Origin of the sequence: Nocardioides sp., from assembly GCF_964228225.1 — a bacterium.
In the GTDB taxonomy this organism is placed as follows: domain Bacteria; phylum Actinomycetota; class Actinomycetes; order Propionibacteriales; family Nocardioidaceae; genus Nocardioides.
The window spans coordinates 70,657-85,522 of the sequence record NZ_CAXQZB010000025.1 but is presented as its reverse complement, the minus strand read 5'-3'; the positions used below and the strand labels follow the sequence as shown (position 1 = coordinate 85,522).

15 protein-coding genes and 1 pseudogene are annotated in these 14,866 nt (G+C 74.5%); all 16 read right to left on the bottom strand.

Annotation, left to right across the window (positions count from 1 at the left end):
• Positions 1 to 833 (bottom strand): annotated as a pseudogene (locus ACERUJ_RS06720) (hypothetical protein); the annotation flags it as partial.
• 197 nt (positions 834 to 1,030) lie between these two features.
• Entirely contained in the window at positions 1,031 to 1,447 is a 417-nt protein-coding gene (nusB, locus tag ACERUJ_RS06715; protein WP_370247705.1) for a transcription antitermination factor NusB, read from the bottom strand.
• Positions 1,447 to 2,010: an elongation factor P gene (gene efp / locus ACERUJ_RS06710; protein ID WP_370247704.1), complete on the bottom strand. Its 564-nt coding sequence runs from the start codon at positions 2,008 to 2,010 to the stop codon at positions 1,447 to 1,449. Before efp ends, nusB begins: the two co-directional genes overlap by 1 nt.
• 109 nt (positions 2,011 to 2,119) lie before the next feature.
• Complete coding sequence (locus tag ACERUJ_RS06705) at positions 2,120 to 2,587, bottom strand: type II 3-dehydroquinate dehydratase (RefSeq protein WP_370247703.1); 468 nt, start codon at positions 2,585 to 2,587, stop codon at positions 2,120 to 2,122.
• Complete coding sequence (gene aroB / locus ACERUJ_RS06700; protein ID WP_370247701.1) at positions 2,584 to 3,708, bottom strand: 3-dehydroquinate synthase; 1,125 nt, start codon at positions 3,706 to 3,708, stop codon at positions 2,584 to 2,586. The genes ACERUJ_RS06705 and aroB overlap by 4 nt, the downstream gene beginning before the upstream one ends.
• Positions 3,705 to 4,175, bottom strand: a complete 471-nt coding sequence (locus ACERUJ_RS06695; RefSeq protein WP_370247708.1) for a shikimate kinase — start codon at positions 4,173 to 4,175, stop codon at positions 3,705 to 3,707. The genes aroB and ACERUJ_RS06695 overlap by 4 nt, the downstream gene beginning before the upstream one ends.
• A gap of 29 nt (positions 4,176 to 4,204) precedes the next feature.
• Positions 4,205 to 5,392: a chorismate synthase gene (gene aroC, locus ACERUJ_RS06690; protein ID WP_370247700.1), complete on the bottom strand. Its 1,188-nt coding sequence runs from the start codon at positions 5,390 to 5,392 to the stop codon at positions 4,205 to 4,207.
• A 69-nt stretch (positions 5,393 to 5,461) separates the two neighbouring features.
• On the bottom strand, positions 5,462 to 6,187 hold the full coding sequence (locus ACERUJ_RS06685) for a prepilin peptidase (protein ID WP_370247698.1): 726 nt from the start codon (positions 6,185 to 6,187) through the stop codon (positions 5,462 to 5,464).
• Positions 6,188 to 6,194: 7 nt separating this feature from the next.
• A complete protein-coding gene (locus tag ACERUJ_RS06680; RefSeq protein ID WP_370247697.1) occupies positions 6,195 to 7,058 on the bottom strand; it encodes a shikimate dehydrogenase in 864 nt (287 codons plus the stop codon).
• Entirely contained in the window at positions 7,048 to 8,247 is a 1,200-nt protein-coding gene (gene mltG, locus ACERUJ_RS06675; RefSeq protein WP_370247696.1) for an endolytic transglycosylase MltG, read from the bottom strand. Before mltG ends, ACERUJ_RS06680 begins: the two co-directional genes overlap by 11 nt.
• Positions 8,244 to 8,744: a Holliday junction resolvase RuvX gene (gene ruvX / locus ACERUJ_RS06670; RefSeq protein ID WP_370247695.1), complete on the bottom strand. Its 501-nt coding sequence runs from the start codon at positions 8,742 to 8,744 to the stop codon at positions 8,244 to 8,246. The genes mltG and ruvX overlap by 4 nt, the downstream gene beginning before the upstream one ends.
• Positions 8,741 to 11,416, bottom strand: coding sequence for an alanine--tRNA ligase (gene alaS / locus ACERUJ_RS06665; RefSeq protein WP_370247694.1), 2,676 nt, complete (start codon positions 11,414 to 11,416; stop codon positions 8,741 to 8,743). The genes ruvX and alaS overlap by 4 nt, the downstream gene beginning before the upstream one ends.
• On the bottom strand, positions 11,416 to 11,739 hold the full coding sequence (locus ACERUJ_RS06660; protein WP_370247693.1) for a DUF6167 family protein: 324 nt from the start codon (positions 11,737 to 11,739) through the stop codon (positions 11,416 to 11,418). Before ACERUJ_RS06660 ends, alaS begins: the two co-directional genes overlap by 1 nt.
• Positions 11,736 to 12,281, bottom strand: coding sequence for a hypothetical protein (locus ACERUJ_RS06655; RefSeq protein ID WP_370247692.1), 546 nt, complete (start codon positions 12,279 to 12,281; stop codon positions 11,736 to 11,738). Before ACERUJ_RS06655 ends, ACERUJ_RS06660 begins: the two co-directional genes overlap by 4 nt.
• Positions 12,282 to 12,292: 11 nt before the next feature.
• Entirely contained in the window at positions 12,293 to 13,669 is a 1,377-nt protein-coding gene (locus ACERUJ_RS06650) for a replication-associated recombination protein A (protein ID WP_370247691.1), read from the bottom strand.
• The gene (locus tag ACERUJ_RS06645; RefSeq protein ID WP_370247707.1) at positions 13,656 to 14,759 is read right to left on the bottom strand and encodes an ABC transporter ATP-binding protein; all 1,104 of its coding nucleotides are present in this window, start codon (positions 14,757 to 14,759) and stop codon (positions 13,656 to 13,658) included. The genes ACERUJ_RS06650 and ACERUJ_RS06645 overlap by 14 nt, the downstream gene beginning before the upstream one ends.
• Between the last annotated feature and the right edge of the window lie 107 nt (positions 14,760 to 14,866).

Below are 14,866 nucleotides of genomic sequence, written 5' to 3'. Positions count from 1 at the left end.
TTGCGGTGCGTGCTGCGGGTGCCGCGGATCCCGAGGGTGCCGCGGGTCTCGTTGTTGTCCCACGCCACGACGCCGCCGCCACGCACGGTGCCGAAGGTGTAGCCCGCCGCCAGCACGCCGGTGGTCTTGGCGGCGCCGCCCGTGGGGGTGAGGAAGGCGATCGTGCGGGGGCCGTCGAAGTCACGCTGGATCGCGGCACGGTCGTGCTCGTAGGCGATCTCGGCGGGCCCCATCGCCGGCCTGATCAGCCCGCCCGACCAGCGGCGCACGCGCCCGCGCCAGCCCCAGGTGGCCGGGCCGAGCTCCTTCTCGCTGTCGCGGCGGTCGAGGAAGTCGGTGGCGCTCATGAACCGGGGCACCTCGCCCTGCGGGATCGCCCCGGGCGCCTCGACCGCCGGCGACGGCGGACCGACGGGCGGCGGCGACAGCGGGACGGACGACGGCACGGGGGCCGGCGCGGGCGGCGGTCCGCTCAGGGGCGGGGACGTCGGCGGTCCGACCGGCGGCGCCACCGGCCACCCGGCGGGCGGAGCCGCAGGCGGGGCAGCGGGCGGGGCGGCGGGCGGAGCCGCGGGCCGGGCGGCGGGCTGGTCGATCTGCTGGTCGAGCGCCTGGTCGAGCGGTTGGTCGAGCGGCTGGTCGAGCGGCTGGTCGATCGGGTCGGTGAGGGGGTCCCCCATCCCGTCGCGGGCGGCCAGCTGGCGGCGGGCGAACTCCTCCAGCTCCTCGGGGCTGTAGAGCCGGTCGCTGGTGTCGCGGACGGGGGCGGAGGGCTCGGTGCCCGGGACGTCCGGGCTGCCCTGCGACCCGTCGGTCTCCTGGATGCTCGTCACGGCGTCCTCCTGGTGGCGCACGGCGCCCGGGCGGGTCCCGGGCCTCCCCCGCCGTGGTGCCCGCCCGAGGGCCCGCGGAAACGCGGACCGGGACGCCACCGCCGGCGCGGGCCGGGGCCCACGCCGGCGGCGTGCGGTGCGGATCAGGTGCGGATCAGGTGCGGATCAGGTGCGCAGGAGCCGCGGGGCGGCGTGCCTCAGTCGCGCGCGGCGGTGACGGCGGGATCGCGCCGGATGGCGCCCAGGACGCCGTTGACGAACGTCGGGGAGTCGTCGGTGCTCAGCTCCTGCACCAGCGCCATCGCCTCCGCGATCGCCACCGGCGGCGGGACGTCGTCGGCGTGCAGCAGCTCCCAGACGCCCAGGCGCAGCACGTTGCGGTCCAGGGCCGGCATCCGCTCCAGCGTCCAGCCGGTGGAGTGCCGGCTGAGCAGGTCGTCGATCTGCTCGGCGTCGGCCGCGACCCCCTCGACCAGGGTGGTGGTGTAGGGGTTGGCCGGAGCCTGCCCCTCGGCGATCACCCGGGCGAGGGCCTCGCGCGGGGTCTCACCGCGCAGCTCGGCCTGGTAGAGGACGTCGAGGGCGCGGCGACGTGCCTTCGAACGAGCCGCCATCAGCTCTTGACGCGACCCAGGTAGGAGGAGTCGCGGGTGTCGACCTTGATCTTCTCGCCCTGGTTGATGAACAGCGGGACCTGGATCTCGTGGCCGGTCTCGAGGGTGGCCGGCTTGGTGCGGCCCGTGGCGGAGTCGCCGACGACGCCGGGCTCGGTGTAGGTGACCTCGAGCTCGACCGAGGCCGGGAGCTCGATGAACAGCACGCGGCCCTCGTTGGTGGCCACGATGGCGTCCTGGTTCTCGAGCAGGAAGTTGGCGGCGTTGCCGACGATCTCGGGGGCGATCTCGGTCTGCTCGTAGGTGCCGGTGTCCATGAAGACGTAGGAGCTGCCGTCGTTGTAGAGGTACTGCATGGTGCGGCGGTCGACCGTGGCGGTCTCGACCTTGGTGCCGGCGTTGAAGGTCTTGTCGACGGTCTTGTTGGACTCGACGTTCTTCAGCTTGGTGCGCACGAAGGCGGGGCCCTTGCCGGGCTTGACGTGCTGGAACTCCACCACGGCCCAGAGCTGACCGTCGATGTTGAGGACCATGCCGTTCTTGAGGTCGTTCGTGGTTGCCATGCGCGTGCGTCAGCCTTTGCTCGGTGGGGTGCGTTCGTGGTGCGTGCGGATCGTGCCGCGGGTCGCGCCGGTCGTGCGGGAGCACGGGCCGCGGCGCCAGCGGCCGAGTCTAGCGGTCGGTGCCGGAGGAGCCGGATTCGCCGGTCAGCGCCGCGAGCGCCTCGAGCGCCTGCCGGTAGCCGTCGACGCCGTGGCCCGCGATCACCTGCGCCGCGTGGGGCGTGACGACCGAGGTGTGGCGGAACACCTCGGGCCGCTGCAGCGGCTCGGAGAGGTGCACCTCGATCAGCGGCGCGGTCAGCTGGGCGCAGGCGTCGTAGATCGCGTAGGAGTAGTGGGTCCACGCGGCGGCGTTGAGCACCACCGGGGTGCCGGTGTCGGCGGCGTCGTTGAGCCAGTCGAGCATCTCGCCCTCGTGGTTGGTCTGACGCACCTCGACGGCCAGACCCAGGGCCGCGCCCCAGGCCACGCACCGCTGCGCGAGCTCGGCGTGGGTGGTGGTGCCGTAGATCTCGGGCTGGCGCCGGCCGAGCCGGCCGAGGTTGGGGCCGTTGAGCACCAGCACCGGCCGGCTCATCCGGACACCCCGGCGAGCGCGGCGTAGGAGGCGCGCAGGTGCTCCTCGTCGGGGCCGGCGAGCACGGCGGGACGGCCCACCTCGGTGAGCACGATGAAGCGCAGCTGGGCGCCGCGCGACTTCTTGTCCACCCGCATCGTGGCGAGCAGGTCCTCGAACGGCGCGGCGTCGTAGGTGGTGGGCAGGCCCACCTTGCCGAACAGCTCGCGGTGGGCGGCGACGGTCGCGGCGTCGAGCAGTCCCGCGCGGCCGGCGAGCTCGGCCACGAACACGCAGCCGATGGCGACGGCCTCGCCGTGCCGGATGCCGTAGTCCTCGGCCCGCTCGATGGCGTGGGCCAGGGTGTGGCCGTAGTTGAGGGCCTCCCGGCCGGGGTGGCCGTCCACGCCGCCGGTCTCCTTCAGGTCGGCCACGACGACGTCGATCTTCACCCGGATCGCGCGCTCCACGAGCTCGCGCAGCACCTCGGAGCCGGGCGTCAGCTCGTCGGCGTCGTGCTCGCGCACCAGCCGCAGGATCTCGGGGTCGGCGATGAAGCCGCACTTCACGACCTCGCCGAGGCCGGCGATCAGCTCCTCGCGGGGCAGGGTCTCGAGCAGCGCGAGGTCGCACAGCACGCCGCCGGGCTCGTGGAAGGCGCCGACGAGGTTCTTGCCGGCTCCGGTGTTGATGCCGGTCTTGCCGCCCACAGCGGCGTCGACCATGGCCAGCAGGGTCGTGGGCACGTGCACGACCTTCACCCCGCGCAGCCACGACGCCGCGACGAACCCGCCGAGGTCGGTGGTGGCGCCGCCACCGAAGGTGACCACGACGTCGGAGCGGGTGAAGCCCTCCTCCCCCAGCGCCTCCCAGCACTCCACGGCCACCTCGGCGGTCTTGGCGTCCTCGCCCTCGGGGATCGCCAGGACGGTGACCTCGTGGCCCTCGAGCAGCGGCTCGGCGAACTGCTGGGCGAGCTCGACCAGCGACTCCGCGCAGATCACGGCCACCCGCAGCGCGCCGGCGACCATGTCGGGCAGGTAGCCCGCCAGGTGGTGCCCGACGACGACGTCGTAGGGCGAGGCCCCGCCGACGTGCAGGGTGGTGTCGGGGGCGTGCTCGTGGGGGTTCGGTGCGGTCATGCCAGCGCCTCCTCGATGCGGGCGGCGACCGCGACGGGGTCGAGGTCGTCGGTGTCGACCACCACGGTGGCGACCGAGGTGTAGATGGGGGTGCGCTCGTCGAGCAGCGCCTTCACCCGGGCCCGGACGTTGCCCAGCAGCAGCGGGCGTCCGGCGCCGAGCCCGACCCGCTTGACGGCCTCGGCCAGCCCGACCTGGAGGAACACCACGCGGTGGCCGGCCAGCAGGGCGCGGGTGTCGGGGTCCAGCACGGCGCCGCCGCCGAGCGACAGCACGCCATCGTGCTCGGCCAGGGCGGCCGCGACCGCGGCCTTCTCCAGCGCCCGGAAGGCGGCCTCGCCGTCGTCGACGAAGATGTCGGAGATGCTGCGGCCCTGCGCGGCCTCGACGTCGTCGTCGGTGTCGCGGTGGGCCACGCCCCAGCGCTCGCTGAGCACGCGGGCCACCGTCGACTTGCCCGCGCCCATCGGGCCGACGAGCACGACGCGGGGACCGCTCACGCGAACCTCAGGTTCGCCAGGTAGGTCTCGACGTTGCGGCGGGTCTCGCCCACCGAGTCGCCGCCGAACTTCTCCAGCACGGCGTCGGCGAGCACGAGGGCCACCATGGCCTCGGCGACGATGCCGGCGGCGGGCACGGCGCACACGTCGGAGCGCTGGTGGTGGGCCACGGTCTCCTCGCCGGTGGCGACGTCGACGGTGCGCAGCGCCCGCGGCACGGTGGCGATGGGCTTCATCGCCGCCCGTACGCGCAGCACCTCGCCGGTGGTCATGCCGCCCTCGGTGCCGCCCGAGCGGTGGGAGACGCGACGGATCCGGCCGTCCTCGCTGACGATCTCGTCGTGGGCCAGCGAGCCCGGGGTCGCGGCGACCTCGAAGCCGTCGCCGATCTCGACGCCCTTGATGGCCTGGATGCCCATGAGCGCACCGGCCAGCCGGGAGTCGATGCGACGGTCCCAGTGCACGTGGCTGCCCAGGCCCGGCGGGAGGCCGTGCACGACGACCTCAACGACGCCGCCGAGGGTGTCGCCGTCCTTGTGGGCCTGGTCGATGCGGGCCACCATCGCCGCGCTGGCCTCGGGGTCGAGGCAGCGCACGGGGTCCTCGTCGAGACGGGCGACCACCCCGGCGTCACCGGCCTCGGGCCACACACCGCTCGGGGCGCGGACGCCGCCGAGCTCGATCACGTGGGACACCACGCTGGCGCCGACGGTCTGCTCGAGGAAGTTGGAGGCCACCCGACCCAGCGCCACGCGGGCGGCGGTCTCGCGGGCGGAGGCCCGCTCGAGGATGGGGCGCGACTCGGTGAAGTCGTACTTCTGCATGCCGGCGAGGTCGGCGTGACCCGGGCGGGGGCGGGTGAGCGGGGCGTTGCGCGCCGAGCCCTCCAGCGCCTCCGCCGGCACCGGGTCGGCGGCCATCACGGTCTCCCACTTGGGCCACTCGGTGTTGCCGACCTCGATGGCGACGGGGCCGCCCTGGGTGAGGCCGTGGCGCACGCCGCCGACGATCCGGACGGCGTCCTGCTCGAACTTCATCCGCGCGCCGCGGCCGTAGCCGAGGCGGCGGCGGGCCAGGGAGTCGGAGAGGTCGTCGGTCGTGACCTCGACGTGGGCCGGCAGGCCCTCGAGGATCGCGACCAGGGACGGGCCGTGGGACTCACCCGCGGTCAACCAGCGCAGCATGGCACCAGTGTCCCACCGACGCCGCTCCCCCGGTCGGCGCCCACCCCGTCGGCGAGACGTCAGGCCCGGTCAGGCGGGCACGAGCAGGGCGCCGACGGCGAGCGCGAGGCCGTAGCCCAGGATCAGCGGCGGCCCGAACGGCAGGTGGGTGCGCCACGTGAGACGCCGCGTGGCGACGCCGACGAGGGTCACGGCCACGAGCAGGATCGGCCCGAGGAGCACCAGCAGCAGCACGAACCCCGATCCGAGGTAGCCGGTGGCGAGCCCCAGCAGGGCGATCAGGCGCACGTCACCGAAGCCCAGGCCGGAGCCGAGGAACCACATCAGCCAGAACACCGACCGCACGACCGCGGCCAGCACCAGCGCCCGCAGGAGCGCGGCGGCGTCGTCGGTGACCAGGGCGTCGAGACCGAGCAGGAGCACCAGCCCGAGGGTCGCGCCGAGCACGAGCGATCGGGGCAGGTGGCGGGTGCGGGCGTCGACGACGGCCAGCACCGCCAGCACCGGGGCGAGCAGACCCAGGCCGACACCCAGCGCCCCCGGGCCGGCCAGGCCGCAGCCGAGCGCCCCCAGGAGCGAGGCCAGGGCCGCGGAGACCGCGACGAACGCGGGACGGACGGCGAGGTCGGCGTAGAGCGGCTTCGGCGGCTCGGCCTCGCGGACCGCCCGTTGGGCGTCGCTGAGCCGGGACAGGTCCGGCGGCGGTGGTTCCGGCAGTCGGGCCACCACCCGGGCCAGCAGCGGGACGAACGCCGGCGCGGTGAGTGCGCCGACGACGGCCCCGAGCAGGTCCACGGCCGCCTCAGCCCTCGGTCCGGGCGGCGAGGTCGGCCTCCCCGGCCGCGCGCATCGCGGCCAGCGGAGCCGGTACCCCGGTGAACAGCGTGAACTGGAGCGCGGCCTGGTGCACCAGCAGGTCGAGTCCGCTCACCAGCGCGCGCCCGTCGGCGAGCGCGGCGGCCGCGAGCGGGGTGGGCCAAGGGTGGTAGACGACCTCGAAGACCACCGGCACCTGCGCGCAGCGCGCGACCAGGGCGTCGTCCTGCGCGCCGGCGGGCACGGTGGAGATCAGCAGCTCCCCCACCGGGCGCGCGTCGAGGCCGAGGACCTCCACCACGGGCGCGGCGGGGTGGGCCCGCAGCACCGCGGCCGTGGGAGCGGCCCGCTCGGCGTCGCGGGCGATCAGGCGCAGCCGGCGGGCGCCGCGCTCGACGGCGGCGAGTCCGGTGGAGGCGGCCGTCGCGCCGGCGCCCAGGATCGTGGCGGCGGTGAGCGGCGCGTCGTGACGCTCGGCCACGGCGGCGACCGCGCCGGGCAGGTCGGTGTTGTCCAGCCGCGTCGGTCGGCCGTCCCGGGCGAGCACGACCGTGTTGGCGCCGCCGGCGAGCTCGACCCGCGGGTCGCGGTGCGGCACGAGGTCGAGCACCTCGCGCTTGAGGGGCATAGTCAGCGACAGGCCGCGCCAGGAGGGGTCCTCGGCGATGCCGTCGAGGAACGCCGTGAGCCCGCCGGCCGGCACCCGCACGGCGTCGTAGCGCCAGTCCAGGCCGAGGGCCGCGTAGCCGGCCCGGTGCAGGGTCGGGGAGAGCGAGTGCGCGATGGGATCGCCGAGCACCGCGCAGCGCGGCACCCCGGCGGGCGGTCGATCAGGGACCTCAGCAGGCATCGCTGCTCGTCCGGCAGTACTCCTGGTACTCGGCCTTGAAGCGCAGGAACTCGTCGTAGCTGGTGGCGAACTTGGTCTCACCGGTGCTGAGGTCGACGGTGACGTAGTAGTACCAGTCGCCCTCGGCGGGATCGGCGGCCGCCTTCAGCGCCGCGTCGCCCGGGCTCTCGATCGGTCCCGGCGGCAGCCCGGCGTTGAGGCGGGTGTTGTAGGGGCTGTCGACGGCCAGCTGCTCGGGCGTGAGCGCCGTGCCGGGGTTGAACCCGAGGGCGTAGGCCACGGTGGCGTCGATCTCCAGGCGCCCGATCGTGCCGGCGGTGCCGGGGTTCTCGAGGCGGTTGTAGATCACGCGCGCGATCTTGGGCATGTCCTTCGGGAAGCCCTCGGCCTCCACGAGGCTGGCGATGGTGACCAGCTCGTGCTCGGTGTAGCCCAGGCGCCGTGCCGCGCGGGCGAGGCCGGCGTCCTCGGCCGCCTGCTCGAAGCGGTCGACCATCGCGGCGAGCATGTCGGTGGGCGTGGCGTCGGGCGCGAAGGCGTAGGTGGCCGGGAAGAGGTAGCCCTCGGGCTCGCCCTGCGCGGAGGCGGGGAGGCCGATCGCGTCGGGGTCGCGCAGCGCCCGGCGGAAGTCCTTGGCCGGGTAGTCGGTGTTCTCGGCGAGGACCTGCACGATCTGGGCCACCGTGTAGCCCTCCGGGATCGTGATCTGGTCCTGCACCACCTGGTCGGGATCGGTGAGGATCGCGACGACGGCGTCGGCCGCCATCTGCTTCCTCAGCTGGTAGAAGCCGGCCTGGATGCTCGCACCGTCGGCGGCATCGACGAACGCCTCACCGGAGGCGACGATGCCGGCCTCGGTGAGCTTGTGCCCCATCGCGGTGAGGCTGTCGCCGGGCGCGACCTCGAAGGTGACCGAGCCGCGGCCCGGGCCGTCGAAGTCGGCCGCGGGGCCGAACTGGTCTCGGATCGCGTCGATCCCGCGCGTCACCGCGAGGTAGCCGCCACCACCGAGCAGGGCGAGCACCAGCAGCACGGGCACACAGCCGCTGCGGCGCTTGCGACCGCGACGGGAGCCGCGGCGACCGGCGGCGTGCCCGGCAGCACCGCCGGCCGGCGCGGGAGCGAAGAACCCGTCGTCGGGGACGACGTCGTCGGGTCCCGGGCCGGTGGGGTCGGTGGGGTCGCTCACGGGGTCTCCTCGGTGTGGACGAGCTCCCCCGGAGGAGCACCGGTGCCGCGCTCGCGGTCGAGCGCGCTCTGCAGGATCACGACGGCCGCCGCCATGTCGACCACGGACCGCCGGTCCGCGCCGTGGCGGCCGCGCTCGCGCAGCATGGCCTCGGCGGAGACGGTGGTCAGGCGCTCGTCGCACAGCCGCACCGGCAACGGACGCACGGAGTCGGCGAGGCGCTGGGCGAACTCGCGCACCTTGTCCGCCGCCGGTCCCTCACGGCCCGACAGCGAGCGCGGGAGCCCCACGATCACCTCGATCGGCTCGTGCTCGCGGATGAGACGGCGGATCCGCTTGAGGTCGCCGGGACCCCGCGGCACGGTGTCGACCGGGCTGCACAGCACCCCGCCGGCGTCGCAGCGCGCCACCCCGATGCGGGCGTCGCCGGGGTCGAGACCCAGCCGGACGCCGTAGCGGAACGGGCGCGGCCCGCCGTCCTCCACCTGCTCGCTCACGCGCCGGCGCCCACCGCACGGGTGATCGCGGCCAGCGCCTCGGCGAGCCGGGTGGTGTCGCCACCGCCGCCCTGGGCGACGTCGGCCTTGCCGCCGCCGCGACCGTCGATGAACGGACCGACCGCCTTGACCAGCTCACCGGCCGCCAGACCGCGCGCCTGGGCGGCGTCGTTGAGGGCCGCGACGACGGCGACCTTGCCGTCGGCCACCCCCAGCAGGACCACGACGCCCGGCCGGTCCTGCGGCAGCCGGCCGCGCACGTCGAGGGCCAGGGTGCGCACGTCGCCGGCGCCGGCGCCGTCGACCTGCTGGGCCACCAGCTGCACCCCGGCCACGTCGACCGCTGCGGCGGCCAGCCCGGCACCGCCGGCCAGCAGCTGCTGCAGGCGGATCCGCTCCAGCTCCTTCTCAGTGGCGCGCAGCCGCTCCACGAGGTCGCCGACGCGCCCGAGCAGGTCGTCGGGCTGGGTCTTGAGCAGGGTGGTCAGCTGGGCCACGACGTCGCGCTCGCGGGCGAGGTAGGCGAACCCCTCGACGCCGGTGAGGGCCTCGATGCGGCGGTTGCCCGACCCGACGGAGGACTCGCCGGTGACCACGACGGTGCCGATCTGGGAGGAGTGGTCGACGTGCGTGCCACCGCACAGCTCGCGCGACCAGGGCCCGCCGATCTCGACGACCCGCACCTTGGTGGAGTCGTAGGTCTCGCCGAACAGGGCGACCGCGCCCCAGTCCTTGGCCTGCTCCAGGGTCATGTACTGCCAGCCCACCGGGAGGTCGGCGCGCAGCGCGCGGTTGGAGACCTCCTCGATGTCGCGCACCTGCGCCTCGGAGAGGCCGCTGGTCCACCCGAAGTCCAGGCGCAGGTAGCCGGGGCGGTTGTAGGAGCCGGACTGCAGCGCGGTGGGACCGAGCACCTCGCGCAGCGCGGCGTGCACCACGTGGGTGCCCGAGTGCGCCTGCCGCGCGCCGATGCGCCACTCGGGGTCGACCTGGGCGTGCAGGCCGCCGCGCACGGCATCGGGGGTGAGCTCGCCGTCGACGACGCGCACCTGGTGCACCACCAGGCCCCGCACGGGGCGCTGGACGTCGATGACCTCCAGCCGACCGCCCTCGAAGTCGATCACGCCGGCGTCGGCCACCTGGCCGCCGGACTCGGCGTAGAACGGGGTGCGGTCGAGCACGATCTCGCCGACCTCGTCGGGGCCGAGCGCGGCCGCGGGCTGGCCGCCGCGGAGCAGGGCGCGCACGCGCGACTCGGTGGTGAGGGTCTCGTAGGCCAGCCACTCGGTGGGGCCGTGCTCGTCGAGGATCCCGCGGTAGATGCCGGTGTCGGCGTGCTGGCCCTTCTTGGCCCGGGCGTCGGCCTTGGCGCGCTCGCGCTGCTCGGCCATCAGCGAGCGGAACCCGGCCTCGTCGACGGTGAGGCCGGCCTCGGCGGCCATCTCCAGGGTGAGGTCGATGGGGAAGCCGTAGGTGTCGTGCAGCGCGAAGGCCTGGTCGCCCCCGAGCACGGTGGCGCCCGACTGCTTCACCTGCGCCGCCGCGGTGTCGAAGATGGTGGTGCCCGAGGCCAGCGTCTTGCGGAACGCCTCCTCCTCGGCGTAGGCCACCCGGGCGATCCGGTCCCAGTCGGTGACGAGGTCGGCGTAGGTCTCGCCCATCTTGTCGCGGCTGATCGGCATCAGCTCGGGTAGCGCGGGGTCGCCGTAGCCGAGCAGGCGCACCGAGCGCACGGCACGGCGCAGCAGCCGGCGCAGGACGTAGCCGCGGGCCTCGTTGCCCGGGGTGACGCCGTCGCCGATGAGCATCATCGAGGAGCGCACGTGGTCGGCGATCACGCGGAACCGGACGTCGTCGACGGGGTCGGCGCCGTAGCGCTTGCCCGTGAGCTCCTCGGCCCGCTGGATGACCGGGTACATGACGTCGATCTCGTACATGTTGTCGACGCCCTGGAGCAGGAACGCGACCCGCTCCAGGCCCATGCCGGTGTCGATGTTCTTGGCCGGGAGCGAGCCGGCGATGTCGAAGTCCTCCTTGGACCGCACCGCGCTGAGCTCGTCCTGCATGAACACGAGGTTCCAGATCTCGAGGTAGCGGTCCTCGGCGCCGAAGTCGCCGTCGGGACCGAAGGCGGGCCCGCGGTCGTAGAGGATCTCCGAGCACGGGCCGCCGGGACCGGGCACGCCCATGGACCAGTAGTTCTCGGTCTTGCCCAGGCGGATGATGCGGTCGTCGGGCAGGCCGGTGACCGTGCGCCACAGGTCGACCGCCTCGGGGTCGTCGGTGTAGACGCTGGGGTAGAGGCGGCTCTCCTCCAGGCCCCAGCCGCCCTCGGCGAGCGGCTTGGTGACCAGGTCCCAGGCCAGCTCGATGGCGCCCTGCTTGAAGTAGTCGCCGAAGCTGAAGTTGCCGCACATCTCGAAGAACGTGCCGTGGCGGGTGGTCTTGCCGACGTCCTCGATGTCGGGGGTGCGCACACACTTCTGCACGCTGGTGGCGCGCGGGTACGGCGGGGTCTCCTGCCCGAGGAAGTAGGGCTTGAACGGCACCATGCCGGCGTTGACGAACAGCAGGTTCGGGTCGTCGAGCAGCAGCGAGGCCGAGGGGACGACGGTGTGCCCGGCGCGCTCGAAGTGCGCCGTGAATCGTCGCCGGATCTCGGAGGTGTCCATCAGTCGGTGCCTGCTTCCTGTGCGTGCGGTGCGTGCGGGGACGGCTGGTGCGGCTGGTCGGGCGCGGGGTTCGGGGCGGCGGCCAGGGCCTGGGGAGTCGGCGTGCTGCCGGGACGGGGGACGCCGAGCCGCTCGCGCACGACGGGTTCGGCCTCGGCGCGGCCGCGGGCGACCTCCTCGCGCAGCAGCCGGAGGCCGAGCACCGCGGCGCCGGCGCGGTCCTGCAGCCCCTCGACGCTGAGGGCCTGGGCGGCGCGGCGAGCGCGGACGCTGGCGTACACGCCGGCCCCGGCGCCGGCCACGAACCAGACCGCGCGCCTCATGCGACGTCCATCGCGGTGCGCTGGCGGGCGGCCTGCTCGCGCAGCAGCCGCTTGGCCTCGGCGCGACGGTGCTTGCGGGCGCGCTTGACCTCCCGGCGCATCTCCACCCGGATCCGGGCCCGGGTCTCGGGCGCCAGGGCGCGCTTGACGCCGGCCGCCAGGGAGGTGGCGTGCACGACGGTCTCGCGCAGCACGGTGTCGGCGAACAGCGGCGGCGCCACGGTGGGCACGGGCCCGGGGGCCGACGGCTCCTCGCCCAGCGTGGTGATCCGGAACTCCGCGACAGCGGGCGCAGCGGCACCCGTCGGGTCGGCGGGGTCGCGGGAGGCGCGCGCACCGGCCGGGGCACGCCGCCCCTGCCACCGGGCGACCTCGGCCGCGAGGGCGGCGACCTCGGCGCGCAGCACGTCGTCGGCGAGCCGGGAGGCCGCGCGGTCGCGCCGCCCCACCAGCAGGGCGACGGCGGCCAGGAGCAGGGCGAGCACCAACCCCAGCACCGTGGCCAGGACCGCCCAGGCGGGAAGGGTCCAGGTCGCGGTCACGGTGGGTAACCCTACCGGCCGCGCACAGCCCGGCGGAGCCGCTCCCACCGGTCCTTGATCGCCGCCTCGGCGCCGATCTCCTTGGGCCGGTAGTAGGTGCGGTCGGCGACCTCGTCGGGGGCGTACTGCTGGGCGACGACGCCGTACGGGCCGTCGTGGGCGTACTGGTAGCCGACGCCGTGCCCCAGCTTCTCCGCGCCCCGGTAGTGGGCGTCGCGCAGGTGGGAGGGCACCGCGCCGAGCCGACCCGCGCGGATGTCGGCGCTCGCCTCGCCCAGCGCGACGGTCACGCTGTTGGACTTCGGAGCCACCGCGAGGGCGATCGTGGCGTGCGCGAGCGGGAACGCCGCCTCGGGCATGCCGAGCAGCTGCACCGCCTGCGCGGCCGCCACCGCGGTGGTGAGCGCGGTCGGATCGGCCAGCCCGATGTCCTCCGAGGCCAGGATCACCAGCCGCCGGGCGAGGAAGCGCGGGTCCTCCCCCGCCTCCATCATCCGGGTGAGGTAGTGCATCGCGGCGTCGGCGTCGGACCCGCGCACCGACTTGATGAAGGCGCTGACGATGTCGTAGTGCTGGTCGCCGTCGCGGTCGTAGCGCACGGCGGCGCGGTCCACGGCGGTCTCAGCGGTGGGGAGGTCGATCGTGCTCGCCTGCTGCGAGACCGCGGCCCCCGCCGCCGCCTCGAGGTAGGTCAGGGCCCGGCGGGCGTCGCCTCCCGCCAGCCGCACGAGGTGGTCGCGGGCCTCTGGCTCGAGCGTGAGGGCGCCGCCGAGTCCGCGCTCGTCGGCCAGTGCCGTGTCGACGACGTCGCCGATGTCGGCCTCGGTGAGCGACTCCAGGCGCACCAGCAGACTGCGCGAGAGCAGCGGGGCGATCACGGAGAACGAGGGGTTCTCGGTGGTGGCCGCCACCAGCGTGACCCACCGGTTCTCGACCCCGGGGAGCAGCGCGTCCTGCTGGGCCTTGCTGAAGCGGTGCACCTCGTCGACGAAGAGCACCGTCTCGGCCCCACCCGCCACCAGCTCGCGGCGTGCGGCGTCGATAGCGGCGCGGACCTCCATGTCGCCGGCCGCGACGGCGGAGATCTCCACGAACCGGCGGCCGGTCTGCTGGCTCAGGATGGAGGCGATCGTGGTCTTGCCGGTGCCGGGCGGACCCCACAGCAGCAACGACATCGGCTGGTCGCCCTCGATCAGCCGCCGCAGCGGCGAGCCGGGCGCCCGCAGCTGCTGCTGGCCGACCAGCTCCTCCAGGGTGCGGGGCCGCATCCGCACCGCCAGCGGGGCGGAGGCGTGGGCGGTGGAGGACAGCGAACCGGCCCCACCCACGACCCGGCTGGGGTGGGTGGGGCCGGTCGGCGCGTCGAACAGACCCTCAGGCTCGGGCAAAGGTCTTGGTGTCGAGGTCGAACCAGCGGTCGGCGTAGCCCGGGGTGACCGGCGGGACGTCGGTGGTGCCCCCGGCGTCGCGGTTGCCGGCGGAGTCGACGCCGAGCAGTCGCGCCGTCAGCGGCTCGGCGGGGTGCTTGCCCAGCTCTCCCGGGAAGTGGCAGGCCACCTTGTGACGCCGTCCGATCTGCAGCAGTGGCGGCTCGTGCTTCGCGCAGATCTCCGCCGCGATCGGGCACCGGGTGCGGAACCGGCAGCCCGAGGGCGGGTTGATCGGGCTCGGCACGTCGCCCTGCAGCCGGATCCGCTCACGGCGTCCGCCGATCGCCGCCTGCGCGACATCGGGCACGGCGGAGAGCAGCGCCTGGGTGTAGGGGTGGTGGGCCCGGCCGTAGATGCTGTCGCGATCGCCGATCTCGACGATCTTGCCGAGGTACATCACCGCGACCTCGGGGCAGAAGTGCCGCACGATGGCGAGGTCGTGGGCGATGAAGAGGAAGGCGACGTCGAACTCGCGCTGGATGTCCTGGAGCAGGTTCACGACCTGCGCCTGGATCGAGACGTCGAGCGCGGAGACCGGCTCGTCGGCCACGAGCACCTTGGGCTGCAGGGCCAGGGCGCGCGCGATGCCGATGCGCTGGCGCTGGCCGCCGGAGAACTCGTTGGGGTAGCGGTTGTAGTGCTCGGGGTTCAGGCCGACGACCTCGAGCAGCTCCTGCACCCGCGAGAGCACCTGCTTCTTGGGCACGACCTTGTGCACGAGCAGGGGGGCGCCGACGATCGAGCCGACGGTGTGGCGCGGGTTCAACGAGCTGTACGGGTCCTGGAAGATCATCTGGATCTCCCGGCGGTACGGCATCATCTCGCGCTTGTTGAGCGTGGCGAGGTCGGCGCCGTCGAACTGGATCCGCCCCGCGGTGGGCTGGTAGAGCCGGGTGAGCAGTCGGCCGGTGGTGGACTTGCCGCACCCGGACTCCCCGACCAGACCCAGGGAGCCGCCCTCGGGCACCTGGAAGGAGACGCCGTCCACCGCCTGCACGTGCCCGACGGTGCGACGCACGAGGCCGCCCCCCTTGATGGGGAAGTACATCTTGAGGTTGTCGACCTCGAGCACCGGCGGCCGGGAGGTGTCGAGCTCGGCGGGGGCGTGCGGAGCGAGGGCCTGCGTGCTCAGGTCGGCGACGGACCCGTCGGTGG

Excerpts from the sequence above, each read along its gene's own strand:
- nusB (WP_370247705.1), bottom strand. The coding sequence starts at position 1,447 with ATGGCGGCTCGTTCGAAGGCACGTCGCCGCGCCCTCGACGTCCTCTAC.
- efp (WP_370247704.1), bottom strand. The coding sequence starts at position 2,010 with ATGGCAACCACGAACGACCTCAAGAACGGCATGGTCCTCAACATCGAC.
- ACERUJ_RS06705 (WP_370247703.1), bottom strand. The coding sequence starts at position 2,587 with ATGAGCCGGCCGGTGCTGGTGCTCAACGGCCCCAACCTCGGCCGGCTC.
- aroB (WP_370247701.1), bottom strand. The coding sequence starts at position 3,708 with ATGACCGCACCGAACCCCCACGAGCACGCCCCCGACACCACCCTGCAC.
- ACERUJ_RS06695 (WP_370247708.1), bottom strand. The coding sequence starts at position 4,175 with ATGGGCGCGGGCAAGTCGACGGTGGCCCGCGTGCTCAGCGAGCGCTGG.
- aroC (WP_370247700.1), bottom strand. The coding sequence starts at position 5,392 with ATGCTGCGCTGGTTGACCGCGGGTGAGTCCCACGGCCCGTCCCTGGTC.
- ACERUJ_RS06680 (WP_370247697.1), bottom strand. The coding sequence starts at position 7,058 with ATGCCTGCTGAGGTCCCTGATCGACCGCCCGCCGGGGTGCCGCGCTGC.
- alaS (WP_370247694.1), bottom strand. The coding sequence starts at position 11,416 with ATGGACACCTCCGAGATCCGGCGACGATTCACGGCGCACTTCGAGCGC.
- ACERUJ_RS06660 (WP_370247693.1), bottom strand. The coding sequence starts at position 11,739 with ATGAGGCGCGCGGTCTGGTTCGTGGCCGGCGCCGGGGCCGGCGTGTAC.
- ACERUJ_RS06645 (WP_370247707.1), bottom strand. The coding sequence starts at position 14,759 with ATGTACTTCCCCATCAAGGGGGGCGGCCTCGTGCGTCGCACCGTCGGG.